A 25166-nucleotide genomic window follows, 5' to 3' on the forward strand; every position below is an offset into this window, starting at 1 on the left:
CGCTATACTCGTTTGTGGATTAATTTGGTTGGTCGCCAGTACCGCTCTCAATCGAACCACGCATGGAGAGGTTTTCCAGCACCTGGGTCACGGCCTGAATTCGATAGTTGGCCGCGTCGACCAGCACATCCAGTGGCGCCTGGGTATCGACGAAGAGGGTAGGCATGTCGCTGCAGTTATTGGTGAGCGCCTTGAAGCGATTTTCGGGGTGAGGGGTTGGTTTTATGTAGGGTAAGTCGGAAGTGCTTGATGTCATTTTTTAGGGGTCTTGGAGAGTTAGTTCAAGCTACAGCGTTGATGAGCGGTGAATCTTCAAGGGTTCCTACGCCCTGCCACAGCATTGGCAGTGGCAGCGAAAGACTACCCATGCAGCACAGGTCGCACCAGTTCATGCAAACCGCTAAAACTTGAAGGAAATCTCCGACGATTACGTCACGAAATTCCATTGGCCGTCAGATCCACTCCTCGAACAAATCCCGCTCCCAAAAATCGACGCAAGCCCGCAAAAGCGAGGCTTGAACCCGACTGATCACGAAGCGGTCACAACATTCGTCAGGCTCAACGGCGACGATTTCGAACTCACTTTCACACGCAAAACAAGGCGCGGGACACCGTACGTAGAATCAGTGAGAAAAGAAGTAAGGAAAGGTCGGTGCAGCGAGTAGGAAAATTCGCTCCCGTTGAAAACCGACACTTCCTACGCACTCATCAGAACCGTCTTATTTCCAACTAAGTCAACTTCACCAAAGCTTCCAAACCCCAGGACCAGGGTGGAAGCAAAGCCCTTCCTCTCGTCAACATTCAGACCAGGAAGGCCTGACCATGCCCAACCCCATACGCACCTTCTTCGACCACAGCCGCCACAAGCTCAGCGTCCACAACTTCGACGCCACCCTCGACGTCCTGGCCTTCCACGGCGAAGAACAACTCAGCCAGCCGTTCCACTACGTCATCGAATTCACCTGCACCGAACAGGACCTCGCCGCCGACCAACTGCTCAACCGCGAGGCCCGCTTCAGCCTGCACGCCCCACCGCGCCCGTTCACGTTCCTGACCCGGGACCTGCCGATCAAACCGCTGCGCACCCTGCACGGCGTGGTCACCGGCTTCAAACGCCTGTCCGGCTCTGTCGACGAAGCGCGCTACGAAATCACCCTGCAACCGCGCCTGGCACTGCTCGCCCGCGGCCAGCAGTTTCGCCTTTACCAACACCAGTCGGTGCCGCAAATCGTCGAACACATCCTGCGCAGCCGCCACGATTTCAGGGGCGAGGATTTTTTCTTCAAGCTCACCCGCAAGTACCCGAAACGCCTGCAAGTCATGCAGTACGGCGAAAGCGACCTGGCCTTTATCGCCCGGCTGCTGGCCGAGGTCGGCATCTGGTACCGCTTCACCAGCGATGAACGCCTGCTCATCGATGTCGTCGAATTCCATGACGACCAGCTGCATTACCAGTCCGGCCTCGAGCTGCCGTACCACTCACCCGCCGGCCTGAGCAGCAGCGAGCAGGACGGCGTCTGGGCCTTGCAAACCCAACACCAGGTGGTGGAACGCCAGGTCAACATCCGCACCTACCAGCACCGCGACGCCTACGCCCACCTGGACGGCGAGATCGACCACACCCGCGGCGCGACCACCACCTACGGCGAGGCCTACCACTACGCCGAACCCTACACCGCCCTCGGCGACCGCTACCAGTTCTACGAAGACCTGCCGCCGGAAACCGGCTACTTCTACGCCCGCCTGCAACACGAACGCTACCTCAACGACCAGACCCGCCTCAGCGGCACCAGCAGCAGCGCCACCCTGGCCCCCGGTCAGAAGCTGATGATCTCCGGCGGCGCGCCCCAGGCCTTCGCCCCCGGCACGGTGATCACCCACCTCAGCACCCGCGCCGCCCGCGATGCCAGCTTCGAAGCCCGGTTCCAGGCCATTCCCTACTCGGAAAGCGTGTGCTTTCGCCCGCCATTGCAGCCCAAGCCGCAGATCGCCGGCACCGTCCCGGCCCGGGTCAGCAACCCGCAAAAACACGACCCCTACGCCGAAATCGACGTCGAAGGGCGCTACCGCGTGCACTTCCTGTTCGACCGCGACACCTGGCAACCGGGCCAGGAAAGCATGTGGCTGCGCCTGGCCCGGCCGTATGCCGGCGACACCCACGGCCTGCACCTGCCGCTGATCGCCGGCACCGAAGTGGCAGTGGCCTTCGAACAGGGCGATCCGGATCGGCCGTACATCGCCCATGCCTTGCACGACAGCCAACACCCGGACCACGTGACCCTGCGTGCACGCAATTACAAGCGCAACGTGCTGCGTACGCCGGCCAACAACAAGCTGCGGATGGAGGACACCCGGGGCAAAGAGCACGTCAAGCTGAGTACCGAGCACAGTGGCAAGAGCCAGCTGAATCTGGGGCATTTGGTCGATGCCGAACAGCAGAAGCGCGGGGAAGGCTTTGAGTTGCGCACCGATGGCTGGGGGGCGATTCGGGCGGGGAAGGGGTTGTTGATCAGTACTGATGAGCAGCCGAAAGCGCAGGGGCCGGTCCTGGACATGAGCGCCGCCATCGGTCATCTGCAACAGGCGGGCGAGCAGTTGCAACACCTCTCTGTCGATGCCCAGGCCGCCAACGCAGATCCCGCGGATGTGCAGGCACAAATGGCATTCGTGCGCCAACAACTCGAAGAGCTCAAAGCCGCCGTCGTACTCCTCAGCGCACCCCAGGGCATCGCCCTCACCAGCGGCAAGCACCTGCAACTGGCCGCGCAAAACAACCTGATGCTCAACGCCGGGGGCGAAGCCGACCTCAGCGTGGTCAAGCGCCTGTTCATCGGCGTGGGGCAGGGGCTGAGCCTGTTCGTGCGCAAGCTGGGCATCAAGCTGATCGCCAACCACGGGCCAGTCAGCGTGCAAGCGCAAAACGACACGCTCGAACTAATCGCTCGTCACGGCCTGGCAATCACCAGCACCGAAGACGACATCCACATCACCGCCAAGAAGAAAATCACCCTCAACGCCGGTGGCAGCTACATCACCCTCGACCCCTCCAGCATCGAATCGGGAACGGCAGGTGATTACAAAGTGAAGTCGGCGCATTTCGCCTACAGCGGCCCCGCCAGCATGAAGGCGACGCATCCCGAGTATCCACAAAGTCTGGCCAAACAGATTTTGCGCCTGAGCGTCCCGCAAGCCCCCAACGCTCCCGACCAAGGCTGGGCGGGGATGCCCTACACGCTGTACGCCGACGGCGCCGTGCTCCGGCGAGGCGTGCTGGACAAGACCGGTCAGCTGTCGATCGACCATCAAGTCGTGACCCGCGGTTACCGCCTGGATCTGGCCAACGGCCTGCGGTTCCAGATCCCGGTCCCCACCGACTACCGCAATGCCGAGCAAGCGCATATGGCCAACAAAGGCCTGCAAAACCACCCCTCGCAAACCGACCCCGAGGTGAGCCAGCCCACCTCGCATACGGACCACCGCGCGCTGTACGCGGCGGTGCTGGAAGGCATCACTGACCAGGAAGGGAAACCCCAATGAATCACCCCGACATCGTATCGCCAGCGGCGCTGCAGCACACCAACGAGGTGACCTGCATCTCGCCCTGGTTTGTGCAGAACACTGAATACCATCCAGTGAAGGCCACCTATCGTCCCTTGATCAATGGCGAAGAAACCTTCGAGGCCGTGCACCTGGCCATCGCCCAGGCCACGAAATCCATCGACATCATCTGCTGGGGGTTTCAGCCATCGATGTATTTCATCCGCGATGGCAAGGCGCCGAGTATCGGCGATCTGCTCAAAGCCAAGGCCAAACAAGGCGTGCGCGTACGCATGCTGGGGTGGGAGATGCTATTCAACTCCGCTGGGGTGGCGGGTGAAGCCAACTTGCCCGGTAAAGGCCCGCTCCGAATCCGCAACCGGGCGCTGCAGCCCTCCACGGATGACCAATATGCCTATGACCGCCAATGGTTTGCCGATTGCGCCGTGGCAGATGATCAAGCGATCGAGCAGGGCGCACGTGCGCTGCCGGTGTTTGTCAGTCGCGGTTTCGATCTGGAGGAACGGGCGGAAATAGCCTATCAGGTGAAATACCACAGCCTCGATCCGCAGATCAGTTTAGGCACGCGTCTCGCCCTGAGGTGGGCCGCAACCCATCACCAGAAAAGCGTACTCGTCGATTACGAACTGGCGGATCGCGCCGTCGGTTTTGTCATGGGCCATAACATGCTCGACGAGTACTGGGACACCGATTCCCATACGGCATTGAATCGGGCCAAGGACCGCAAGCCCAGACCCGACTGTGGCCCGCGCGGCGATACACCCCGCCAGGACATCTCAAGCCAGGTCAGCGGGCCGATTCTGGAACACCTGCACCACAACTTCGCCACCGCCTGGCGCAAAGAAACCGGCGAGGACTTGATCGCCTCCCGCCAGGCCATGCAGGTAGGACCGAAACTCCAATGCACGGCGGGTGAAATCCTCCAGCTGGCGCAGCTCGTGCGGACCCAGCCTCAGGAAGGTAAACGCGATATCGAGCGGCTGTACCTGCAAGCCGTCAACAACGCAACCCAGTTCATCTACATCGAGAATCAGTACTTTCGCTGGCCGCATCTGGCCGAGTTCATCAAGGCGGTCGCCGCCGGCCAGACCCAGGCCGGGCGCGATCCGGGTATCCATGGTTCGTTGCACCTGTTCGTGATCACCAATGCGACCGCCGACGGTGTGGGCCCGGGCACCGTCAACACCCAGCGCATGCTCGAAAGCCTCGGGCGCGCCGACACCATTGCGGGGGTGACGAAGCTGCGGCGTATTGAACAGTTGAAACAAGAGGCACCACCGCGGCCTCGTCCCGAGGTGCGGGATCGCGCCGGGCAGAGGGAACTTGCGCAGTGGCAGGACGAGCTTGATCGGCAAATCCGGGAGGTTAACGAAAGCACCATCATGGCGGATCTGAATATTCCGAACCTGAAAGTCCACATATGTTCACTGGTCGCCCCCGATTCGCCGCCAGGAGAGAAATGGATGCCGGTGTACATCCATTCGAAGTTAATGATCGTCAATGACGTGTTCACCACGCATGGCTCGGCCAACATCAACACCCGCAGCATGCAGGTCGACAGCGAGCTGAATATTGCACACGAGTGGGCGAGTGTGACGCAGGCGTTGCGGCGGCGGTTGTGGGGGATGCATACAAATAATAAGGGAGCTCAGGATGATGCAGAGGTGGCGTTCAACGCCTGGCAGAACATCATCAAACAGAACAAAGATTTTCAATCAAAAGAGATCACTCCCTCTGCCTCCCTTGTCGAGTTTTTTTACGACAAAACGACTTTGAAGGACCAAGACTGATGCGGGGCGTCCTTTTGCTCTCGTGCCTGTTACTGGCCGCTTGTGACAACCGCAGTACCTTTACCTACGCGAACAAGGAGCCGTACGTGAATCCACTCTCCGAGATCAAAACCAAGTTGGCTTTCACCTGTGTGCACGAGCAGATCCCCGAGCCCTCAGCCGAGGCCGAGGTATTGTTCCAGTACGCACGTTGGCTGCAGAAAAATAATCAACTCAAGCAGGACAAGAGCGTCGATGTCGAGATCGAACGGCTGTACCGCATTGCAGCCGAAAACGGTCATCACAAAGCCAATATCAATCTGCAGAATGGCGCCATGCGCGGGTATTTTACGCTCCGTGGCTCAGAGCATTTACGCTTGAGTGAGCGATTGATTGGCAAAGGTGTGGCGACGGGATACTACTTCGTCGGGATCTTCCTGCAACAAGGATCAGCCGGATTGCAGCAGGATCCGGAAATGGCGCTGCGGTACTTCCGCAAGGCTGCCGATGAGGGTAGCGCTCAGGCCCAAGCCTACGTAGGCAATAAACTTGCCCCTATTCGTATTGCCCCGGCAGTCGCCAGACAGATGCGGCGCTGTGCTGCCGAACAGGGCAATGAAGAGGCTGCCGGTGCACTAGGTATCGATTTGTCGACAGACGGGTATTATCAAGAAGCGCTCGAAGCATTCCAGCTAGGAGTAGCAGCTGGAGATGAGTCTTCAGCTTCCTTTTTGAGGCAGGGCTTCCGTGGTCCCGAATCCGACGATCAGTTGTATTACCTCGGGCAACAGGAGGACCTCGAACGCGCAGAACGCTACGAAAAAATCTGGAGAGTTCTCGCAAGATATTCATACGCCAATCCCACTGTCCCCGAAATCAACGAAATCCTCCCCTTACCACCAGCCAAACTACCCGCCTGGGACGGCAAACTCCAATGGCTCGAAGCCCGCCTGGCCAACGTCCCACCAGAAAAACCCAGCGCAGCCCTGATCAACCAACTGGCCAAGGCCATGGTGCTCGATCCCGCCACCGGCAAGCCCATGCCGGGTTCACCTTCGTTCAGCGAAACTCAGTTCCTGGAACCAACCTGTCCCAGCAACTCCCCCTGCCCGGAGAGCGGCTACTGGAAAATTTTATGGTCCGGCGAGGGGCGTTACGTACTGCTGGATCGCAACGTCCCTCGCTACTTCAAACAAGGCGAGATCATGCCCGAGGCGCGGCTCGGGTTTTATCGCAAGCAGCTCTGGCCGCTGTCGGATAAACCCATGGAAACTCACTTAGGGGTGACATGGCGGCTGCTCGGATGACGATACGAGCTCATCTTCGGATAATCCGCAGAGCCTGTCCAAGCGTTGCATTAATCATGCTTATAAAACTCAATATTCATTTCAAACTGATTAGGTGTTAAATATTGAACGCATTTCGAAAATTTTCATTGCTGCCTAGGCTGCGAGGGTATTGTAGTCGTGAGTTGAAATTTAATGACTTTATATGGAGGGTTGTTGGCGCTGGTAAAAAACTTACGATCTCATTGTTGCTAGTGTTGGGGTCCGGGAATTCAATTGTATTGGGCAGTCCGGGTAGTTTTAACGATGAATTCATTTCCACCATGGGTACAGCCCTTTTCACTTCCTCTCCTTTATTTGCACCTGAGTGGACTTCCGATTTTTCGTCGGGCTTGTCCGCACATCGAGATTATAAAATTTTAATCCAAGCGCGGGATGACGCTGCTGCCTTTGTCGCCAGTGAGGGTGCACATAGAGGCGCGTTTCTGGAGGCGGCGATTGTGATGCTGAACATTCGTGGTAGCGAGCAAGGTGATTTGGAACTGGCAACCTGGATTCTATCGCAAACTTTATCTATCAAATAAGTGAAAAGCGCATGGAGTCAATTATAAGGAAGGGAAATCCCAATGAATTACCCCGACATCGTCTCACCCGTCGCACTGCAACACACCAACGAAGTGACCTGCATCTCGCCCTGGTTTGTGCAGAACACCGAATACCATCCAGTGAAGGCCACCTATCGTCCCTTGATCAATGGCGAAGAAACCTTCAAGGCCGTGCACCTGGCCATCGCGGCGGCCACGAAATCCATCGACATCATCTGCTGGGGATTTCAGCCGTCGATGTACTTTATCCGCGACGATCCCAAGGCGCCGAACATCGGCGCGCTGCTCATGGACAAAGCCAAGGCAGGTGTCGAGGTTCGTATATTGGGCTGGGAAATGCCATTCAATACCGCCGGTGTGGGCGACGAGGCCAATCTGCCCGGTAAAGGTCCATTCCGCATCAAAGACCGGGCAATGCAACCCTCCACGGATGACCAGTACGCCAAGGATCGAGAATGGTTCGCCCGATGCGCGTTCGCCGACCACCTGGCCCCTGCCATCCGAGTAGCTCGCAACGTGCCCGTATTCGTCAGTCGCGGCTTCAACCTGTTTGAAAGGGCTGAAGTGGCCCATCAAGCGACATACAAAAGTCTCGACCCGCAGCTCAGCCCACTTACGCTTGCCACGCTGACAGCGACGGCGACCCACCATCAAAAGACTGTCCTGGTGGACTACGAACTGACAGATCGCGCCATCGGTTTCGTCATGGGCCATAACATGCTCGACGAATACTGGGACACCAACGGGCACACGGCGCTTAAACGTGACAAGGGCGACAAACCTGAACCCAACGCCGGCCCGCGTGGCGATACACCCCGACAGGACATTTCCAGCCAGGTCAGCGGGCCGATTCTGGAACACCTGCATCACAACTTCGCCACCGCCTGGCGCAAAGAGACCGGCGAGGACTTGCTCGCCTCCCGTCAGGCCATGCAGGTGGGACCCAAACTTCAATGCACCGCCGGCGAAATCCGCCAGTTGGCGCAGCTCGTGCGGACCCAGCCCCAGGAAGGCAAACGCGATATCGAGCGGCTCTACCTGCAAGCCGTTAACAACGCGACCCAGTTTATCTACATCGAGAATCAGTATTTTCGCTGGCCACCCTTGGCCGAACTGATCAAATCCGTCGCCGCCCGCCATACCGAGGCCGGAAAGGACCCCGGCGAACACGGCCATTTGCATCTGTTCGTGATCACCAATGCTGACGAGTCCGGCATTGGTCCAGGCGCCTTGAACACGCAACGCATGCTCGAAAGCCTCGGACGCGGCGACACCATTCCAAACCTGACGAAGCTGCAACGTATTGAGAAAGCAAAAGCCCAATCAGCGGCACTGGCGCCCACCCTGGGTGAGCTCGTCGAAAAACAGGCCCTGCTCGCGCTGACCAGTCTCACCGATGCGTTAGGGGCGACCGATATCAACGACAAAGCCAGGGAAGCTCAACGGGACACCGCCAGGGCCAATGAGTGGCGGCAGGACGCGCTTGAGGAGCAGATCAAGGCGATCGAGAAGGATGCCGTTGGTGCGGACTTGGAAATCCCCGGGCTTAAGGTCCATGTGTGCTCGCTTGTCGCCCCCGACTCGCCCGCAGGTAAAAAATGGATGCCGGTATACATCCACTCCAAGTTGATGATCGTGAATGACGTGTTCACCACCCATGGCTCGGCCAATATCAACACTCGCAGCATGCAGGTCGACAGCGAACTGAATATTGCTCATGAGTGGGCGAGTGTGACGCGGGCATTGCGCAGGCGGTTGTGGGATCTGCATACGGACAAGAGGGGGACGCAGGATGATCCGGCTGAGGCGTTTGATGCCTGGCAGGTAATCATCAATGACAACAAAAAACTCCAAGAAGACGAAGACGCACCCAGTGCATCCCTTGTCGAGTTTTATTACGACAAAACGGACCTGAAGGACATGGACTGATGCGTCGCGTCCTTTTGCTCTCATGCCTACTTCTAGCCGCTTGCGATCTTGACGGCGATGTTGATAACACTATGAAGGACAAATCCTTGAATCCGCTCACTGAGATTAAAGCCAACTTGGCATTCAGCTGCATGCACGAGACGATTCCAGAGTCGCCAACCGATGCCAATACGCTGTTTCAATATGCTCGCTGGCTACAAAAAAACAATCAGCTCAAACAAGACAAAACCGTCGATGCCGAGATCGAGCGGCTGTACCGTATTGCCAGCGAAAACGGAAACTACAAGGCCAACATCAACCTGCAGAACGGGGCCATGCGTGGGCACTTCAATGTCCGTGGCGAGGAGCAATTGCGCATGAGTGAGCAACTGATTGAGGCAGGTGTTGCCACGGGTTATTTCTTCGCGGGAACCTTTCTGAAGAACGGATCAGCCGGACTGAAGCAAGATACGGAAATGGCACTGCGTTACTACCGCAAGGCTGCGGATCAAGGCAGCGCCGAGGCGCAATACTATGTGGCTGACAAGTTGGCGCCCAAAAAGATTGCTCCTGCCGTTGCTCGGCAGATGCGCAAATGCGCTGCAGAACAGGGGCATGGCAGAGCTGCGGCAATGTTGTCGATTTATTTGAGAGATGAAGAGAAATACAACGAAGCCATCGAAGTATTACAGATGGGCGTTGCTGCAGGCGAAAGCACCTCGGCCTCGCGCCTGTCGAAAGGGTTTCTTAACCCTGCACCTTCCAATCAGTCGTATTACCTCGGCCAACAGGAAGACCTCGAGCGCGCCGCGCGTTACGAGAAAATCTGGAGGGTGCTCGCAAACTATTCCTACGCCAATCCTACGGTCCCCGAAATCAACGAAATCGTCCCTTTGCCCCCAGCCAAACTACCCGCCTGGGACGGCAAACTCCAATGGCTCGAAGCACGCCTTTCCAACGTCCCGCCGCAAAAGCCCACCGAGGCACTGATCCATCAGTTGGCCAAGGCCAAGAGCCTCGACCCTGCTACCGGTCGGCCAACGCCAGACTCACCCGCCTTCATCCAGGCCACATACCCCTGGCCAACCTGCGAGAGCGGCCAAGCTTGCCCACAGGCCGGCTACTGGAAAGCCGAACCGTTCTACCAGAGTCGAGCACGCTCCGAGGGAACCCTTATCCGCCGTTTCAAACAGGGCGAGATGATGCCAACCCAGGAGGTCACGAGGTACCAAACCCGTTTCTTGTTCGCCGACCGAATCACGGTTCAAGTGGAAAACGTCAGTTGGAGACTGTTCGGTGAAGCCTAGATTACTCCTGGTTTAGCTGTCGCGATTCTCCGAAGGATTGAGGTTCCGTAACTATGCGGCTCAACCTTTTGCTGACTTGCCTGCATGCCTCAAGTGCAGACCAGTCGCATGCGTCCGGTCAAGTCATCTACCCAACCCCCGCAATGCTTGGACAGGGTGTGCACTCAATTTAAGTGGGCACCAGTTCTAGCCTTTTAAGCGGGTATGTCATGCAGCCAACACGCCGTTCCTATTCCAGATCCTTCAAGGCCCAGGTCATTCGAAAGTGTGCCCAACCCGGCGCTTTCAAGGCAAAAGCGATACGGGCCAGCTTTCACGCCAGTGTGACCAAGGCCTGATTGTTCTTCATTCCAAACGCTCGGTACCGCTGATACCTCTGTCGCATTTGGGCTACCGCGCATCGTCCACGAGCTACCTGCAGATTACCTGGCGAGCCACCATCGAGGGGCAACAGCCATCGCCCGCCGCGCGGCGGGTCCCACATCTGGAGGGAGTATGCAAAAAATACATGAATCACCCATCGACAAGGTGGTTTTCTGGGCGGCTGCCTTGATTTCAGCTTCGTTCGTCGCCTGGGGGGCGCTCTCGCCCAAGGCCATGGCGACGACGCTGCAGGCGCTGCTGAACACCATCATCGACGAGTTCGGTTGGAGCTTTGTCGTCTCCACCGTGTTCTTCCTGGGCTTCGCGCTGTTCCTGGCCTTCAGTCGCTTCGGCCGAATCAGGCTGGGCAAGGACGGGGAGCGACCCGAGTTCAGCACTTTATCCTGGATCGCGATGATGTTCAGTGTCGGCATGGGCATCGGGCTGATGTTCTGGGGTGTGGCCGAGCCGATCACCCACTTTGCGACGCCACCGCACGGACTGGCGCAGCCGAATTCCAGGGAAGCCGCCAAGCTGGCCATGGAGTACGCCTACTTCCACTGGGCGTTTCACCCTTGGGCGATCTACGCCATTGTCGGTCTGGTCATTGCCTACTTCTCGTTCCGCAAGGGCCTGCCAAACCTGATATCCAGCGCCTTTACGCCGCTGATTGGGGAAAAAGGCGTGCGCGGGCCGCTGGGCAAGTCGATCGACGTGCTGGCGGTCCTGGCTACTCTGTTCGGCACCGCCACTTCACTCGGCCTGGGCGCGCAGCAGATCAACAGCGGCCTGAACTACCTGTGGCACACCGGAGAATCGAACGGCATTGCGTTGACGATCATCGCGGGGATGACGGTGCTCTTCATCCTCTCCGCGGTCTCCGGCGTGGGCAAGGGGGTGCAGTTCCTGAGCAACGTCAACATGGTGGTTGCAGTGCTGCTGTTGCTGTTCCTGGCGGCAGTGGGCCCCAGCGTGTTCATCATGAACACACTGGTCGCGTCGGTAGGCGAATACCTCCGCGAGCTGGTGCCGATGTCGTTTCGCACCGCCGCCTTCAGTGATGGCAAGTGGCTCGCCGGCTGGACCATCTTCTACTGGGCCTGGTGGATCTCCTGGGCGCCGTTCGTGGGCACCTTCATCGCACGAATTTCCCGCGGCCGCACCATTCGCGAGTTCGTCATCTGCGTCATCTTCATCCCCAGCGGCGTGACGATGTTGTGGTTCTCGATCATGGGAGGCGCAGCCCTGTACTCGGAGTTGGCCGGCGTCGGCGGCATCGCCGCTGTAGTGAAAGACCAGGGACCGGCGGTGGCGCTCTTCGCCCTGCTGGCTCAGTATCCCGCCGCGACGCTGACTTCGTTTGCGGCCATGATGCTGGTCGGCGTGTTCTTCATTTCAGGGGCCGATGCCGGCTCCATCGTCATGGGCATGCTGTGCGCCCGCGGCAATCTGGAGCCGCCGCGCTGGCTGGTGGTGCTGTGGGGTACGCTGGCCGGAGCCGCGGCTTCGGTGCTGCTGGTGATGGGCGGCCTGGCAGGACTGCAGACCGCGGCCATCATCGTCGCCGCGCCGTTCCTGGTGGTGATGATAGGGATGTGCGTGTCGCTGTGGAAGGCACTGCTGGATGACCTGCAGGTTGGCGAAGCGCCTGAGTCGAGTCCCGCCCCCATCGATGTGGAGCGTGTCGCGGCGGATTGAAGGTCCAGCCCGGGATCGGGTACTGCATGGCAACCTGGTGAGATGAAGGCCTGCCTAACGGCAGGCCGTTACCGGCCCGCACACAAAAAATCTGAAACTCTCGCTCCTGCATGTCCCGCGTTTTAGCAGGGAGGATCAAGCCGATCCAGCGCCTGATTCACCACCAGCTCAGGTGCCACGTTTAATAGGCAAACTACGGCGAAGAAAAGCTTCAGGCCACGCCTCGGCTCAACCGAGAGGCGTCATTCAGATCAAACTCATTCAGATGCCAGGACATTTAAAATTGGCAAGCACCACCCTTCACACAAGACCTTCTTCGCGCAACGCTTTCTGAACCGCAGGACGAACTTTAACCCGGTCATACCAGGCACGAAGGTTATGCAAATGATCGAAGTGGATGTCCGTCTTGTAATAGCTCGTCAGCCAGGCGGCCTGGCCCCAACCGGTTAATGCGAACAGATAAGCGTCAGCCACAGTGAAGGAATCACCCATGAGGTATGGGCGGGTAGCCAATTGTTCGTTAATCCAGGCGAAGCGCTTCTCCAGCTTGGGCTTGGCAGTGTCCAAGTATTGACCCGCGAGCGTTGGATACAACAGCGGAATGTACCCCTTGTGAACCTCAGACGTCAGGAAGCTCAGCCATTCTTGAAGTCGATATCGACCAAGGGTGCCATGAGTGGGAACAAGTCCAAGCTCCGGCTTCAGGTCGCCCAAATACTGCACGATGGCTGGGCCCTCCCGCAGGAGAGTGCCGTCGTCCAGCTCGAGTGCGGGTACATAGCCGAAGCTGTTGACCTTGAAGTAATCGTCACCCGATTCGGTGAGGTGCTTCTTGTGATCGACTTTAATCAGCGTGGCCTTGAGACCAAGTTCATTCAGGACGATGTGGGGCGAAAGGGAGCAAGACGCGGGGATGTAGTACAGCTTCAATTTACAGACTCCAGATCATGGGTGAGCGCAGTCAATTCCAACGGAGAGACCGCTTCAGCTCATTCTAGATGTCAGGTATAAAATAGGAAGAAGGCACTATTTTGTAGTATAGGTACAAAAAATATACCTACACTCATCAGAGATTTTGACCGTGAAAGACAACATATCCGGCTGCTCGGTAGAAGAAGCGATGCGATTGCTCGGTGGCCGCTGGCGCCTGCTTCTTGCATCCTACCTGCTCGATGGGCCGAAGCGCTTCAATGCGCTGAGGCGAGACATTCCCGCAATTTCGCAACGAATGCTAACCCTCGATTTACGCGCTCTTGAGGAAGCAGGGCTCGTAAAACGTACAGTATTTCCCACCGTGCCCGTCACGGTCGAATACGAACTCACCGCTGACGGACGCCGATTAGAGCCTGTTGTCGAGGTAATGAAACAGTTTGGGCTATGGGTCAAGGGTCGCCAGTCCGTTGACAGCGTCTGTCCAGCGCAGCTTGCGTGAGTGAGCGGTGTTTGCGCTGATGCGACAGTAGATGGCCGATCTCACTTGCGCGCTGCGTCGGCTGCGCGTGAGTACATCTTTCAAATAAGCGTACGGTTTACGCCCATTGAGTCGCGCCGATCGGAATCAAACTGATGATCAATGAGCTGTATGGCATCGAGCGTGAACTCAAGGACGTCAGCGATGAGCCGCGATTTATCATTCGTCAGGAAATGAGCCTGCCGATCCTGGGGCAGTTGAAAAGCTGGCTGGATAAAACGCAGTCGCAGGTGACGCCACAAAGCGTGCTGGGCAAGGCGGTTAATTATCTGGCTAATAATGGAGCCGGCTGAACGTTACGTGGAGGCTCGGGGTTGATGATGAACAGGCTGCAAGGTTTGCGTGGGGTGCCCTGAATGTCGGCAGCGGAGAAATGCGGTCAGTGGGTTCGTGGGGATTGTTTGAATGTGCCAACGAAGCGCTTACCCGAAACCCTTCAAGGCCCATGATGTCAGGTAGAGATTGGCGGCCCCGAACCGAAGGTTTTCAACCACCAGATGCGCCAAACCGCACGTCCGTAGTAGGGGAGGGCTAACGGGCGCGAGCCCGTTGCCTCCACCCAATCAGGGTATCGATCACTCAAATGGCTCAACTGACCGGCATTGGCACCGGCGAGTCGAGCCAATTATCAGCGGTCGTTCTTGCTGCTTGAGTCGCCCGCATTACGCAGGCCTTTGGTATTGCTATCGCCTGGCGTGGTGCGAGAGATCGCAGTCGCCTTGGACAACCCCCGAGTATCTCTGTCATGCGCCACGTCGGATGTCACCGAACCATGGCCATTGGCATCATTGCGCGTACTGCCGTAATGCTGGCCGCTGTCGCCTCTATCCCGAACCGCTTTCCCGGCGTGATCGCTGCTTAGGCCCTTGCCATTGCCAACCGAGCCAGCGGAATGACCGGCGCCACCGCCAGTACCGCCACCGTGACCGCCCCCATTTCCACCGCCGTTGCCACCGCCATTACCGCCGCCATTGCCACCACCGCCGCCATTACCACCACCACCGCCGCCATTGCCACCGCCTGCAGCCTCGGCAGAGGAGACGAGCGATAATTCACCCGGAAGCATGGTTGTCCCCGCAAGCATCAGGGCGCAAACAGCAACGACCATCAGATTTTTCTTTTTTATAAACATGATGCCTCCAGGCGATTGAATTCCACCCTCATGAGACATGGGCTTTGGGTTTAGGTTCTTGCACCCGATGCAAAGGTTTCGCGGCGGCTTCAATCTTGAGCGCCCATAAAAAAGCCACCTGCAAAGGTGGCTTTTCAATACAACCCAGTCAGGCTATCAGTAAGCCTTGCCCGTCTTGTAGAAGTTCTCGAAGCAGAAGTTGGTCGCGTCGATGTAGCCCTCGGCGCCACCGCAGTCGAAACGCTTGCCCTTGAACTTGTAGGCCATGACACAGCCGTTTTGCGCCTGCTTCATCAGGGCGTCGGTGATCTGGATTTCGCCGCCCTTGCCTGGTTCGGTATCTGCGATCAGGTCGAAAATATCCGGGGTCAGGATGTAGCGACCAATGATCGCAAGGTTCGACGGTGCATCTTCAGGCTTTGGCTTCTCGACCATGCTGTGGACGCGGTAGATGTCGTCGCGGATCATTTCGCCGGCAATCACGCCGTACTTGTGGGTTTCCTGCGGATCGACTTCCTGGATGGCGACGATCGAGCAGCGGAACTGCTCGTACAGTTTGACCATCTGGGTCAGTACGCCGTCACCGTCGAGGTTGATGCACAAGTCATCCGCCAGGACCACGGCGAAAGCTTCGTCGCCGATCAGTGGGCGGCCGGTCAGGATCGCGTGGCCCAGGCCTTTCATTTCGGTCTGGCGCGTGTAGGAGAACGAGCAGTTGTCGAGCAGCTTGCGGATGCCGACCAGGTACTTTTCCTTGTCGGTGCCCTTGATCTGGTTTTCCAGCTCGTAGCTGATGTCGAAGTGGTCTTCCAGGGCGCTCTTACCGCGACCGGTGACGATGGAGATTTCGGTCAAACCGGCGTCCAGTGCTTCTTCGACGCCGTACTGGATCAGTGGCTTGTTTACCACCGACAGCATTTCCTTGGGCATGGCTTTGGTTGCTGGGAGGAAGCGAGTGCCATAACCGGCTGCTGGGAACAGGCATTTCTTGATAATTTAAGTCCTTGATTGGTGGTGCCTCCCTATTTTCGGCGTGGTCGAATCAGGCAGAAGATTTTTTTCAACGTCCCGATGCAAACTAACTGACGGCCTTCATGTAAAAATATTTCCACGGTCAGTTATGAGGCAGATGTCACTACGACCAGTTCCCCCTCAAGGAAGCTGTATCGTGTGATCTGACCAGCAGCCAGTGATCTGGCAAATCACACCTGATGCGGACGAAATCTAGGCTTATATCGGCCACTAGCATGCGGGGTGCTGGCGTAGTTCCGTCAGCCTGATGAGCCTGATGAGCCTGGTCAGATCGTCAATGGACTGCGGATGACCTAGGAATTGTAGCTCGATCAAATTTGGAAATCTCTTTGATCCAAAACCTACGATATTTCGTTTGGTCTGGAGCCAAAGGTTTTTGAGTTGACCAATGGTGCTCCGCTTTCAAGCTTGCGCGGTAGGCCTCCCACTCCTTTTCCTCGGCCACTTCGCCAGCCAACTTTTTATCGTCGAACCAGCCGAGTACATAAACCTCGCCTTGATCCATACCATGCTCGATCAGAAGATAGATCTCTTTCATAACCTTTAACCCACCACTACTTATTCAAATCCCCGGCGTTGGGGCATTGTCTTGACTATCGGCAGGCACCGTCGGTTATTTAGCGTTATCGCTAAAAAAGGCCGAACTGGGTTCACTACGCGGGAAGCGATCGGCGGTGCAAGCACATTGCACGACCACCATGCCAGACCCGAGGAAAGATGCCAAACATCCTACGACTCACTGACCACGTCGTCCGTGCGGTGAGCCTAGCCACGATCGTTCGAAAACACGGCCAGCCTTTCCCAGTTCGCAACCAAGAAGTTGTTTAACGTTCTACGATATCCATAGGGGAGCGTGCTTCTAGTTTCATCGCCTGATATCCCCGCCAGGTAAAAATAACCACCATCCCACACAAAACCCCCAGCGCATTAGCCACCATGTCGCCCAGGGACGCAGTGCGTAATGGCATCAAGCTCTGCTCCAGCTCGATCAACATCGAACCCACCAGCGGCAAAACCAGCAGCCAGATCAGCCGAGTCTGGGGGAACGCCAAAAAAGCGCTCATCGTTAGACAAAAAAAACCGGCCCAGTGATGCAGCTTGTCCTGATTTTCGAACACCTGAGGCACCGGCTCGCTACGCATGCCGGCGAAACACAACACCAACAGGATCACGATAAACGCCATTTTTGGCAGGACACGCAGAATCCGCTGCCTCATTCGGTGACCTTGTAGAAGTTGTTATGGAAGAGGTCTATGTTACGGCGCTCCGTCAAAGAGTACAGCGAATAACTGCGAGCCAAGGCAGCACCACCGTCTCGGGTCAGCGGTGTCCAGGCCAGCGACGCCCGCCGAGTGGTGGAGCTGGACATCAATTCATCGAACGGAATTGAGAAGTAAATGCCCTTGCCGAAACTACCCTCGCCATATTCTTCCTTGGTCGCGTCGGTGAGCGTCACCCAACCACCGAACCGCACGCCGTTGCTGAACTCGCGGGATAGGTCCAGAGTGACACCCAAATCCTTGGCCAAGTAACGCCCGACACTGAGCGCGCCAAGGATGTCCTGGAACGAACTGCGGTAATAGAGCGTGGCATTCCCGGTGATCGTACTGTAATCACGCATTCCGAAGCCTTGATTGTAATCGCGCTGCTTGACCCAGTTCATGTCCACACCCACTGCCCAGCGCTCGCCCATCGGACGATACAGCGCTTCACCGCCGACGCCAGCGTACATCGACTCCAGATATCCGCCGTAGAGCATGCCATAGAAGTCTTGGTCCAGCTGTTTGACTTTGTTGACTTGGAAGGTAGGCATCGTGACGTCCGACGTCGTCATGTACTGACGCAGGTCCGTACGCACGCGAGGCAGGCCGCTTGGTGCGTCGTACTTGAACTTGTCGAAGTTGTTGGCTAGGTTTGCACTCAGGGTGCCGCTCCACCACAAGTCAGGCCGGAAACGATACTCAGCGGTAAGGTCCGCACTGAACTGGTACAACAGGAACCCGTCGGGGCCGCCGACGTTCTGTTTGTAGCCAAGGCCCAGGCCATAGGTGAATGGATTCGGCTTCTGCGCAAACAGGGTCTTTTCCTGGTGCGGCACAGGGACGTTCTGCTCGGTGACCCGGCGCAGATCTTCCACCGGACGGTCTTCTTGGACCACTTCACGGAACGTGTCGCGAGGCAGGCTGACTTCCTGGACTGGCAGGCTGTAGCGCGTGTCCACCAAGGTGAACCAGTCGATTTTGTCGTTGACGCTATTGTCGAGTATGCGCGAAGCCCGGCCGACCGCTTTCGGGGTGTGGAAATAGCGGCCCTGTTCACCGTAGACGATCAGCTCGGAATCGCGCTGGGTGATACGCGAAACGGTATAGCCAGCGTTGTTCTGCAAACGCTTGGCGACCCCAGCCCATTGAACGTCGGTAGGAGCGGTTGTTGGTTTGACATCCGGCACCGGCTCGGGCTTCGGATCAAAGCTTTTGGTTGGAGCTTTGCGAGTGGCGAAGTTGGTGTGCAACGTAATACCGAACATAGCGGTGTTGCCGCGCTCCCAGGCTGCGTGAAGGTCGACCGAGTCATTGGCTTTAAAAACTAGTCCGAGGTTGATCGGGGAGTCCTGAACTTGGTTGTTGTTCTGGGGCTCATGCTGGTAGTCGTTGCCTTCGTATTCGAATTTCAGTGACAACGGATCCCAGGGGGTTTGATAGGTCACGCCGCCGAAGAAGGAAGGGGAGCCGCGAAAGTACGTGTTTCCGTTAAAGTCACCCGCTTGGCTGTTGGTTGAAACTGGTCGTTCATCGAATTTGTCATCAAGCCAGCCCAAGGGATTGTCGATATCTCCACGATTACCGATATAGCCCCAGGCCAAACCCAAGCTCAAGTCGAAATTGCCAAGGCGTTTGCTGCCCACGAAATATTCGCTGGAGAACAAGCCAGTACCGCCGATGTCTCGGGCACCAAGTGCAACCTGCGGTATCCAATGGCTTTCCTCAAACAGGCGGACCTTTGCATCAATCGCCTTATCCTTATAGCTCTGACTTCCACTCAGAGCTTCTGCACCATAGTCGCGGTTGCTGATCGAGGTATAGCGGAAGGACCCTTCCAACCAGTTGAAGGGCTGAAAGGACACGCTGTAACGGCTGTAAGGATCGGTGCGACTGGCAGTCAAAGACAGCTCTCCAGCCGGTGCCATTCGCGCGCTGGGAGTTTGCAACAGACCTACACCACCAAAATCGCTTTGGGTGTAGCGTGGCTCCGCAACCGCCCATGTGCAGCAACCGAGCAATAGACAAGGGATGAAGTGATATTTCATGGCTTCACCTCCAGCAATGGCTGGGTGGCGATGAAAGCGGCAAGTTCAGTATTCAGATCAGGCGTTGGGTCGCCCTGAGCGCTGCTGCGTAACGGCACATAAATGCGTGCTCCCGGCGCCGGTGGTACGAATTTAGTTTCGTTCCAGAGCGCGATGCCTTCCTGGAAAACGCGTCCATCCGGCTGGATGACAAAGAGCAGATCAGCGTCGGCGCCAGGGTCACGCGGACAGCTTTTCAGATAACTGATGGCCGGCTGTAAAGGCTGGTGCGCCAGCTCACATTCACCAAGCACGGCACCCACAACCTTTACCGTGCGAGGACGGATAGGGTAGAGCAGAACATCACCAGCGCTCAGGTAGGGATTGTCACCACGGTTCAGTTCAACCCGCACCGGATCAAGCTGAGCCACCCTACGGCCAGTCACCGGCATGGCTTGCACTTTGTCGCTGAGACGTGCGGCGAGCGCGGCCAACTCGGTTTGATCATCCTGTAGCGCGTTGCTTCGCACGGTTGCAAGATCGAAGAGCACGCCCAACTTGAGACGTTCCTGTGCGTTGCGCAGCGGGGTATGCAACCACGCAGCACCCAGCAGATAAGCCTTCGGGTTGACCTGAGCTGGCAGCAAGACGTCATGCAAGCGATTGCCTTCTTGGAACGAGTAACGACCAGGTTTGGTGGCATCGCCCTGCACAGTGACCAGCGAGTCAGCATTTACGGCAAACGTGATGAACAGGCTGCAGCAAAGCAGCCAGGAAGAACGAAGAATCATTGCACTACCGGCTTATTCGGGCGCACTTGAACAATGCGTAGGGGCAATTCGGGGGTCAGGTGCTGCACGCTGGCCATGATGAAGCCGTCGGCAGGGTCGACCCAGTACTGGTTCCGCGCGGTAAAGTCCAGGCCGTCCATTGCGATCTCCTCGTCCACGCGCAATAGCTCCACGTCGCGGTCGAGGATATGTACGGTTTCCAGGCCTTTCTTCTCGAAGCGGCTGGTGAGGATCACACCCATGCGATAACCGGCGGTAAAGTCCACCTGACGACGGGTTTGCAGGCCATTGGCGATGCGGTGCAGACCGGTCTTGAAGGGGGACTCACCGTCGAAGCGAGTACCGTCGAGATTGTCGTTGAAACCGACACTGCGGATGGCCAGGCCATCCTCCAGCATCAAGATCTGACGGGTCGAAGCCATCCAGAAACTTACACCGTCCTGCTGACGTACCAACGCCATCACGGCTTCACCCGTAGGGGCGGCAATGGTGATCTGGTAGTACGGCGTCGCATCCACCTGTTGGCGGGTGAGTACCAGTGGCTCAGGTCCTTCGAAAGCGGCCTTGAGCGTATCCAGGGACGCGGTCATCAATGGATTGCAGGCGCTCACCAGCAAGGAGGCCACCGATAGGGTGGCCAGTCGCAGAAATTTCACAAGAATTCCAGTTCTTAATTGTTGTCCAAGTCATCCTGAATGCCGACACCTGTACTCAACAAGTTGGCGGTCGGGAATACCTGGCTGATGAAGCGGTTCCAGCGGGTCACGTCTGCCGGGCCGACATAGACAACATCCTGCGGTTGCAATTTGAAGTGTTGAGCAAGGGCGAAGGCCGAAGGCGACTTTAGGTCAATTTGGAACACCTTAACTGGTTCATCCGCCAGATTCTCTACACCACGGATCACATAAACCTCTTTGCCACTGGACGTTTCTTGGCGTAAGCCGCCAACACTGCCCAGGGCATCGGTTAGATTCATGTTGCTGCCCTTGAAAACAAGGGCACGAGTCGAGACGACTTCACCCAGCAAATAGACTTTTTTCTGATCGTTGTAAGGCAGGTGCAGCTGGTCGCCGTCCTTCATGTAGAGATTGTGTAGGTTCGAATTTTTACGATTAAGTGTATCTAGGTCTATGATGTATTCGCGACCAGCTCGCTTAAGTACTAGTCCGGAGATATCGGCGGATCCGGCTAATACCGCGCCCTGACCCACCGCATCCAACAAACTTAGAGGCGTATTGGTAATAGGCAACTGGCCGGTCCTGCCAAATGCGCCAGAGAGAATCACCTTTTGGCTGACGAAGCGTAGGATGCTCACATCCACTTGGGGTTCAGCGACAACTTTGGCCAAGCGTGAAGCAATAATGGAACGAAGATCTTCGATGGTTTTGCCAGCGGCCTCGATAGTTCCTACATATGGGTAGAAAAGCGTACCATCGGGACGAACCAGTCTACCGTTGGCTTCGATTTGCTGCTGTGGGCCGGATGGTGCGGTCAGCTCCGGGTGGTCCCACACTGTGATGTAAACCAAGTCTCCTGGACCAATCCGATACTCTGCGGGCTGGTAGCTCGTTAGTTCAGGGGCAATCACATTTGAATGGTCAGCGGCGGCTTCAATGGCCACCAGCTTGGGTGTAATTGGCACCAGCTCGATTCGGCTGCTTTCGGGTGAACCTTCACGTACCAAATTGCCTGTGTCCATGTGCTGACCAGGGGAGAATATGCAGCCTTGCAGGGTCAGGCCAACCAGCATGGCCAAGGGAAGCGCGCGATTCATTGTCGAAATTGCTCGAAGGGAATAGGCAAAACAAAACCTCCCAGCAGGACTGGGAGGTTAGCGTATCGAACTTTAAGCGGGAGGCTTTTACTGTGAAGTGCCGGTGGTGCCGGTGGTGCCGGTGGTGCCGGTAGCGCCCGGAGTGCCGTCATTACCGCCACCTCCACCGCTGTTGGACGCGGCAACGCCGATGGCGACAAGACCTGCACCAATGGCTAAGCCAGTGCCTACAGTGACTCCGCCGGCGATTGGGGTTGAAAGAGACAAATCTGAGGTGGCGCCCGGGGCTGCTGCGGTGGTAGATGTTGCTTTCGCAGGGGCGGTTTCAGCAGCCATCAAAGGCAGGCTGACGGAGGTTGCGAGGGCAAAGGCCAGTAGCTTTTTCATGTTTTTGCTCCTTGAAAAGGTATTCCCTGAGGGTTGGTTTAAGGGTATTGCATTAGGTGTCTGTTTTGCAAGCTAGGTCTGCTTGAATATTTCAATATCGACTTTCTCATGTGATTTGGAGAGCCTCCATCACAGGATCGCTAATGTGACGAAGCCGTTACGTCCTACCATACTTGTCAGAAAAACGCACGATGTCATCCTCCCCCAAATACGATCCCGATTGGACTTCGATCAGCTCTAATGGAATAACGCCTGGGTTTTCTAACGAGTGAACCTTCCCAATAGGTATGTAGGTTGACTGATTTTCAGTGACAAGGTACGTATCGTCCCCATTAGTCACTTTGGCAGTACCGCTGACCACGATCCAGTGTTCCGCGCGATGATGGTGCATCTGTACTGATAACTTAGCACCTGGTTTTACGGTAATACGTTTAACTTGATATCGATGACCGTTGTCGATCGAGTCATATACTCCCCAAGGACGGTATACTTCGCGGTGATTAATATGCTCGCTACGAGTGTCATTAGTCAGCTGCTCAACTATTTTTTTCACATCTTGCACATGCTTTTTATGCGCGACCAGTATGGCATCCTTGGTTTCTATTATTATTAGGTCTTCCACTCCGACAGCAGCAACTAATCGGCTGTCCGCGTGTATATAGTTATTATGTGAATTATTATCAATTACATCGCCTTTAAAAACATTGCCTTGACCATCTTTTTGACTCACATCCCACAGCGCGGACCAGGAACCAATATCGCTCCACCCTGCATCCAGTGGAACCATAACCGCATCCTCAGTCTTTTCCATCACCGCATAATCAATGGAGTCCGTGGGGCATGCTACGAAGGCTGTGTGGTCGACACGCGTGAAGTGCATGTCTTGAGAAGCGCCAGCTAATGCTTTGCTACAAGCCGCGAAAATGTCTGGCCGGAAACGCTCCAATTCTTCAAGGTAACGACTTGCACGAAACATAAACATTCCGCTGTTCCAGAAGTAATTGCCACTCGATAGATATCCTTGCGCAGTTAGCCCGTCAGGCTTTTCAACGTAGCGGGTGACCGTATATCCACCCGATCCAACATTGTCGCCTTTTTCAATGTAGCCGTAGCCGGTTTCTGGATGGGTAGGGACGATTCCGAAAGCAACTAATTTGCCTGCTTCCGCTAGAGGTAATGCTATTTGGATACTTGCTTGGAATGCACCAATGTCCTGAATTATGTGGTCCGCCGCTAAGATTAGTAGAATAGAATCTTCGCTTTCTTGACAAGCCTGCAAAGCTGCCAAAGCAATGGCGGGTGCCGTATTGCGTCCTACTGGCTCAAGTAATATGTTGGCATTTTCCATTCCCAGCAATCGCATTTGCTCAGCGGCAAGGAAGCGGTGCTGTTCGTTACAGATAAGCCTTGGCTCCGCTGTTTCCAATCCTTCTAGACGTTTGACAGTTGCCTGAAGCATGGAAAAATCAGGATCTGCCAACTGTAGAAATTGTTTAGGATTGAGTTGGCGCGATAACGGCCAGAGACGGGATCCATTGCCGCCGGCAATAATAATTGGTGTGATTTGACGGTTCACTTATTTGCTCTTCCTGAACTCAAAAAAATCCGCGCATTTATTATCCACAAATGCTTTGAACTCGGCCCTGAAACGCTCAGTTGAAAAGCGCTCAGCATGTTGACGAATAGCTACAGGGTTAAATTCGAAATCGCTTTCAAACCTCCTGACAGCTTCCTTTATAGATTGCTCGTTTTGCTCGCCAAAGAAAATACCAGTTTTGCCATCTATTACGGTCTCTAGAGCGCCACCTTTTCCAAACGCAATTACAGGCGTGCCACATGCTTGTGCTTCGACAGGAATGATACCAAAATCTTCTTCGGCAGCAAAAACAAAAGCCTTCGCTCTTTGCATGTGATCACGCAGAACATCAAATTCTTGGTAGCCCAGTATTGTTACGTTACTGGTTGCTGCTAGTTTGACTTTCTCAAATTGAGGGCCTTCCCCAATCACGATCAATTTCAAATCTGGCATTTCTGCAAAAGCTCGAACTATCAGATCCATTTTTTTGTAAGGTACCATCCGAGAGGCCGTCAGGTAAAAGTCTTCCTTTTCTTTAGTTAGCGAAAAATCGCTCACTGAAACGTTCGGGTAAATGGTATCGGATTCTCGTCGATATACTTTTTTTATTCGGCGGCCAATGTAGTCACTGTTGGATACGAAATAGTCTACGCTATTGGAAGTGCGATGATCCCAGTTTCGAATATTGAACAGAAGCTTGCGAGCGATCCAGTTTTTTATTCCTTTGTCGAGACTTGCCTCTTTTAAATATTGATTTTGCATGTCCCAAGCGTAACGTATCGGCGAATGACAATAGCATATATGGAGTTGGTCTGGGCCTGTTAGTACTCCTTTTGCAATAGCATGGCTGCTGCTAATTATTACGTCGTAGTTGGAAACATCCAATTGTTCTATGGCAAATGGCATTAAAGGTAAATAGCTTTGATATCTTTTTTTGGCTTTCGGTAGCTTTTGAATTAAAGTTGTTGTTGCAAATTTACCGTTGATTTTTAGTCGGTCTTTTGGCGTTAGAAAGTCGATAACAGAAAACAAATCAGCTTCAGGCCAGATATTAATAATCTCGGCGAGCACTCGCTCTGCGCCTGCGAAGGTAACTAACCAGTCATGAATGATTGCGACTTTCATTTTTTGCCTTTTTTGCCAATGAAATATTAGATAATTTGGTTGTCAAGCTGCTGGGCAGACTAATTTTGGGCTGTATAGTTATGAGAAATATGGCTGAG

The 25166-nt window shown here is 55.7% G+C and carries 20 protein-coding genes and 3 pseudogenes; 9 read left to right on the forward strand and 14 right to left on the reverse strand.

What is annotated here, in order from left to right; genetic code table 11:
- Nucleotides 1-46: 46 nt before the first annotated feature.
- A pseudogene (locus J2W17_RS23865) lies at nt 47-256 on the reverse strand (hypothetical protein); the annotation flags it as partial.
- Between the two features lie 566 nt (nt 257-822).
- On the opposite strand from J2W17_RS23865, the gene J2W17_RS23870 reads away from it, so the two are divergent.
- From J2W17_RS23870 to J2W17_RS23900, 7 genes are all read left to right on the forward strand, one after another.
- Entirely contained in the window at nt 823-3537 is a 2715-nt protein-coding gene (locus tag J2W17_RS23870; protein ID WP_307340317.1) for a type VI secretion system Vgr family protein, read from the forward strand.
- Nucleotides 3534-5348: a phospholipase D-like domain-containing protein gene (locus tag J2W17_RS23875; RefSeq protein WP_307340320.1), complete on the forward strand. Its 1815-nt coding sequence runs from the start codon at nt 3534-3536 to the stop codon at nt 5346-5348. Before J2W17_RS23870 ends, J2W17_RS23875 begins: the two co-directional genes overlap by 4 nt.
- Nucleotides 5348-6634, forward strand: coding sequence for an SEL1-like repeat protein (locus J2W17_RS23880; RefSeq protein WP_307340323.1), 1287 nt, complete (start codon nt 5348-5350; stop codon nt 6632-6634). Before J2W17_RS23875 ends, J2W17_RS23880 begins: the two co-directional genes overlap by 1 nt.
- Before the next feature lie 164 nt (nt 6635-6798).
- Entirely contained in the window at nt 6799-7197 is a 399-nt protein-coding gene (locus tag J2W17_RS23885) for a DUF2388 domain-containing protein (protein WP_307340326.1), read from the forward strand.
- A 42-nt stretch (nt 7198-7239) separates the two neighbouring features.
- A complete protein-coding gene (locus J2W17_RS23890; RefSeq protein WP_307340329.1) occupies nt 7240-9147 on the forward strand; it encodes a phosphatidylserine/phosphatidylglycerophosphate/cardiolipin synthase family protein in 1908 nt (635 codons plus the stop codon).
- A complete protein-coding gene (locus J2W17_RS23895) occupies nt 9147-10433 on the forward strand; it encodes an SEL1-like repeat protein (protein ID WP_373460023.1) in 1287 nt (428 codons plus the stop codon). The genes J2W17_RS23890 and J2W17_RS23895 overlap by 1 nt, the downstream gene beginning before the upstream one ends.
- A gap of 495 nt (nt 10434-10928) precedes the next feature.
- Nucleotides 10929-12494: a BCCT family transporter gene (locus J2W17_RS23900; protein ID WP_307340336.1), complete on the forward strand. Its 1566-nt coding sequence runs from the start codon at nt 10929-10931 to the stop codon at nt 12492-12494.
- Nucleotides 12495-12794: 300 nt separating this feature from the next.
- Here J2W17_RS23900 and gstA read toward each other — a convergent pair whose 3' ends face one another.
- Entirely contained in the window at nt 12795-13424 is a 630-nt protein-coding gene (gene gstA, locus J2W17_RS23905; protein ID WP_307340339.1) for a glutathione transferase GstA, read from the reverse strand.
- 151 nt (nt 13425-13575) lie between these two features.
- On the opposite strand from gstA, the gene J2W17_RS23910 reads away from it, so the two are divergent.
- The gene (locus J2W17_RS23910; RefSeq protein WP_307340342.1) at nt 13576-13926 is read left to right on the forward strand and encodes a winged helix-turn-helix transcriptional regulator; all 351 of its coding nucleotides are present in this window, start codon (nt 13576-13578) and stop codon (nt 13924-13926) included.
- Here the strand turns inward: J2W17_RS23910 and J2W17_RS31170 are convergent.
- Nucleotides 13877-14065: pseudogene (locus J2W17_RS31170) on the reverse strand (transposase domain-containing protein); the annotation flags it as partial. The gene J2W17_RS23910 and the pseudogene J2W17_RS31170 sit on opposite strands and share 50 nt — an antisense overlap.
- On the opposite strand from J2W17_RS31170, the pseudogene J2W17_RS23915 reads away from it, so the two are divergent.
- Nucleotides 14061-14274: pseudogene (locus J2W17_RS23915) on the forward strand (IS66 family transposase); the annotation flags it as partial. The pseudogenes J2W17_RS31170 and J2W17_RS23915 overlap by 5 nt on opposite strands.
- Before the next feature lie 319 nt (nt 14275-14593).
- Here J2W17_RS23915 and J2W17_RS23920 read toward each other — a convergent pair.
- The 11 genes from J2W17_RS23920 to J2W17_RS23970 all read right to left on the reverse strand — a co-directional run bounded on the left by J2W17_RS23920 (nt 14594) and on the right by J2W17_RS23970 (nt 25068).
- Nucleotides 14594-15097, reverse strand: a complete 504-nt coding sequence (locus J2W17_RS23920) for a hypothetical protein (protein ID WP_307340345.1) — start codon at nt 15095-15097, stop codon at nt 14594-14596.
- Between the two features lie 156 nt (nt 15098-15253).
- Entirely contained in the window at nt 15254-16093 is an 840-nt protein-coding gene (gene galU, locus J2W17_RS23925; RefSeq protein WP_307340464.1) for a UTP--glucose-1-phosphate uridylyltransferase GalU, read from the reverse strand.
- Nucleotides 16094-16403: 310 nt separating this feature from the next.
- Entirely contained in the window at nt 16404-16667 is a 264-nt protein-coding gene (locus tag J2W17_RS23930; protein WP_307340348.1) for a hypothetical protein, read from the reverse strand.
- A gap of 286 nt (nt 16668-16953) precedes the next feature.
- On the reverse strand, nt 16954-17346 hold the full coding sequence (locus J2W17_RS23935; protein WP_307340350.1) for a VanZ family protein: 393 nt from the start codon (nt 17344-17346) through the stop codon (nt 16954-16956).
- Entirely contained in the window at nt 17343-19436 is a 2094-nt protein-coding gene (locus tag J2W17_RS23940) for a YjbH domain-containing protein (protein WP_307340353.1), read from the reverse strand. The genes J2W17_RS23935 and J2W17_RS23940 overlap by 4 nt, the downstream gene beginning before the upstream one ends.
- The gene (locus tag J2W17_RS23945) at nt 19433-20206 is read right to left on the reverse strand and encodes a capsule biosynthesis GfcC family protein (protein ID WP_307340356.1); all 774 of its coding nucleotides are present in this window, start codon (nt 20204-20206) and stop codon (nt 19433-19435) included. The genes J2W17_RS23940 and J2W17_RS23945 overlap by 4 nt, the downstream gene beginning before the upstream one ends.
- A complete protein-coding gene (locus J2W17_RS23950; RefSeq protein WP_307340359.1) occupies nt 20203-20862 on the reverse strand; it encodes a YjbF family lipoprotein in 660 nt (219 codons plus the stop codon). Before J2W17_RS23950 ends, J2W17_RS23945 begins: the two co-directional genes overlap by 4 nt.
- Before the next feature lie 14 nt (nt 20863-20876).
- The gene (locus J2W17_RS23955; RefSeq protein ID WP_307340362.1) at nt 20877-21980 is read right to left on the reverse strand and encodes a polysaccharide biosynthesis/export family protein; all 1104 of its coding nucleotides are present in this window, start codon (nt 21978-21980) and stop codon (nt 20877-20879) included.
- Between the two features lie 87 nt (nt 21981-22067).
- The gene (locus J2W17_RS23960; protein WP_307340365.1) at nt 22068-22367 is read right to left on the reverse strand and encodes a hypothetical protein; all 300 of its coding nucleotides are present in this window, start codon (nt 22365-22367) and stop codon (nt 22068-22070) included.
- 157 nt (nt 22368-22524) lie between these two features.
- A complete protein-coding gene (locus J2W17_RS23965; protein WP_307340369.1) occupies nt 22525-23943 on the reverse strand; it encodes a mannose-1-phosphate guanylyltransferase/mannose-6-phosphate isomerase in 1419 nt (472 codons plus the stop codon).
- Nucleotides 23944-25068, reverse strand: a complete 1125-nt coding sequence (locus J2W17_RS23970; protein ID WP_307340373.1) for a glycosyltransferase family 4 protein — start codon at nt 25066-25068, stop codon at nt 23944-23946.
- Nucleotides 25069-25166 lie beyond the last annotated feature (98 nt).

The organism is Pseudomonas lini (assembly GCF_030812475.1).
GTDB classification, from domain to species: Bacteria; Pseudomonadota; Gammaproteobacteria; order Pseudomonadales; family Pseudomonadaceae; genus Aquipseudomonas; species Aquipseudomonas lini_A.

Bases quoted from the DNA above. Each gene is read 5' to 3' on its own strand.
- J2W17_RS23870 (WP_307340317.1), top strand. From the start codon at position 823: ATGCCCAACCCCATACGCACCTTCTTCGACCACAGCCGCCACAAGCTC.
- J2W17_RS23875 (WP_307340320.1), top strand. From the start codon at position 3,534: ATGAATCACCCCGACATCGTATCGCCAGCGGCGCTGCAGCACACCAAC.
- J2W17_RS23880 (WP_307340323.1), top strand. From the start codon at position 5,348: ATGCGGGGCGTCCTTTTGCTCTCGTGCCTGTTACTGGCCGCTTGTGAC.
- J2W17_RS23890 (WP_307340329.1), top strand. From the start codon at position 7,240: ATGAATTACCCCGACATCGTCTCACCCGTCGCACTGCAACACACCAAC.
- J2W17_RS23895 (WP_373460023.1), top strand. From the start codon at position 9,147: ATGCGTCGCGTCCTTTTGCTCTCATGCCTACTTCTAGCCGCTTGCGAT.
- J2W17_RS23900 (WP_307340336.1), top strand. From the start codon at position 10,929: ATGCAAAAAATACATGAATCACCCATCGACAAGGTGGTTTTCTGGGCG.
- J2W17_RS23920 (WP_307340345.1), bottom strand. From the start codon at position 15,097: ATGTTTATAAAAAAGAAAAATCTGATGGTCGTTGCTGTTTGCGCCCTG.
- J2W17_RS23930 (WP_307340348.1), bottom strand. From the start codon at position 16,667: ATGAAAGAGATCTATCTTCTGATCGAGCATGGTATGGATCAAGGCGAG.
- J2W17_RS23935 (WP_307340350.1), bottom strand. From the start codon at position 17,346: ATGAGGCAGCGGATTCTGCGTGTCCTGCCAAAAATGGCGTTTATCGTG.
- J2W17_RS23940 (WP_307340353.1), bottom strand. From the start codon at position 19,436: ATGAAATATCACTTCATCCCTTGTCTATTGCTCGGTTGCTGCACATGG.
- J2W17_RS23945 (WP_307340356.1), bottom strand. From the start codon at position 20,206: ATGATTCTTCGTTCTTCCTGGCTGCTTTGCTGCAGCCTGTTCATCACG.
- J2W17_RS23955 (WP_307340362.1), bottom strand. From the start codon at position 21,980: ATGAATCGCGCGCTTCCCTTGGCCATGCTGGTTGGCCTGACCCTGCAA.
- J2W17_RS23960 (WP_307340365.1), bottom strand. From the start codon at position 22,367: ATGAAAAAGCTACTGGCCTTTGCCCTCGCAACCTCCGTCAGCCTGCCT.
- J2W17_RS23970 (WP_307340373.1), bottom strand. From the start codon at position 25,068: ATGAAAGTCGCAATCATTCATGACTGGTTAGTTACCTTCGCAGGCGCA.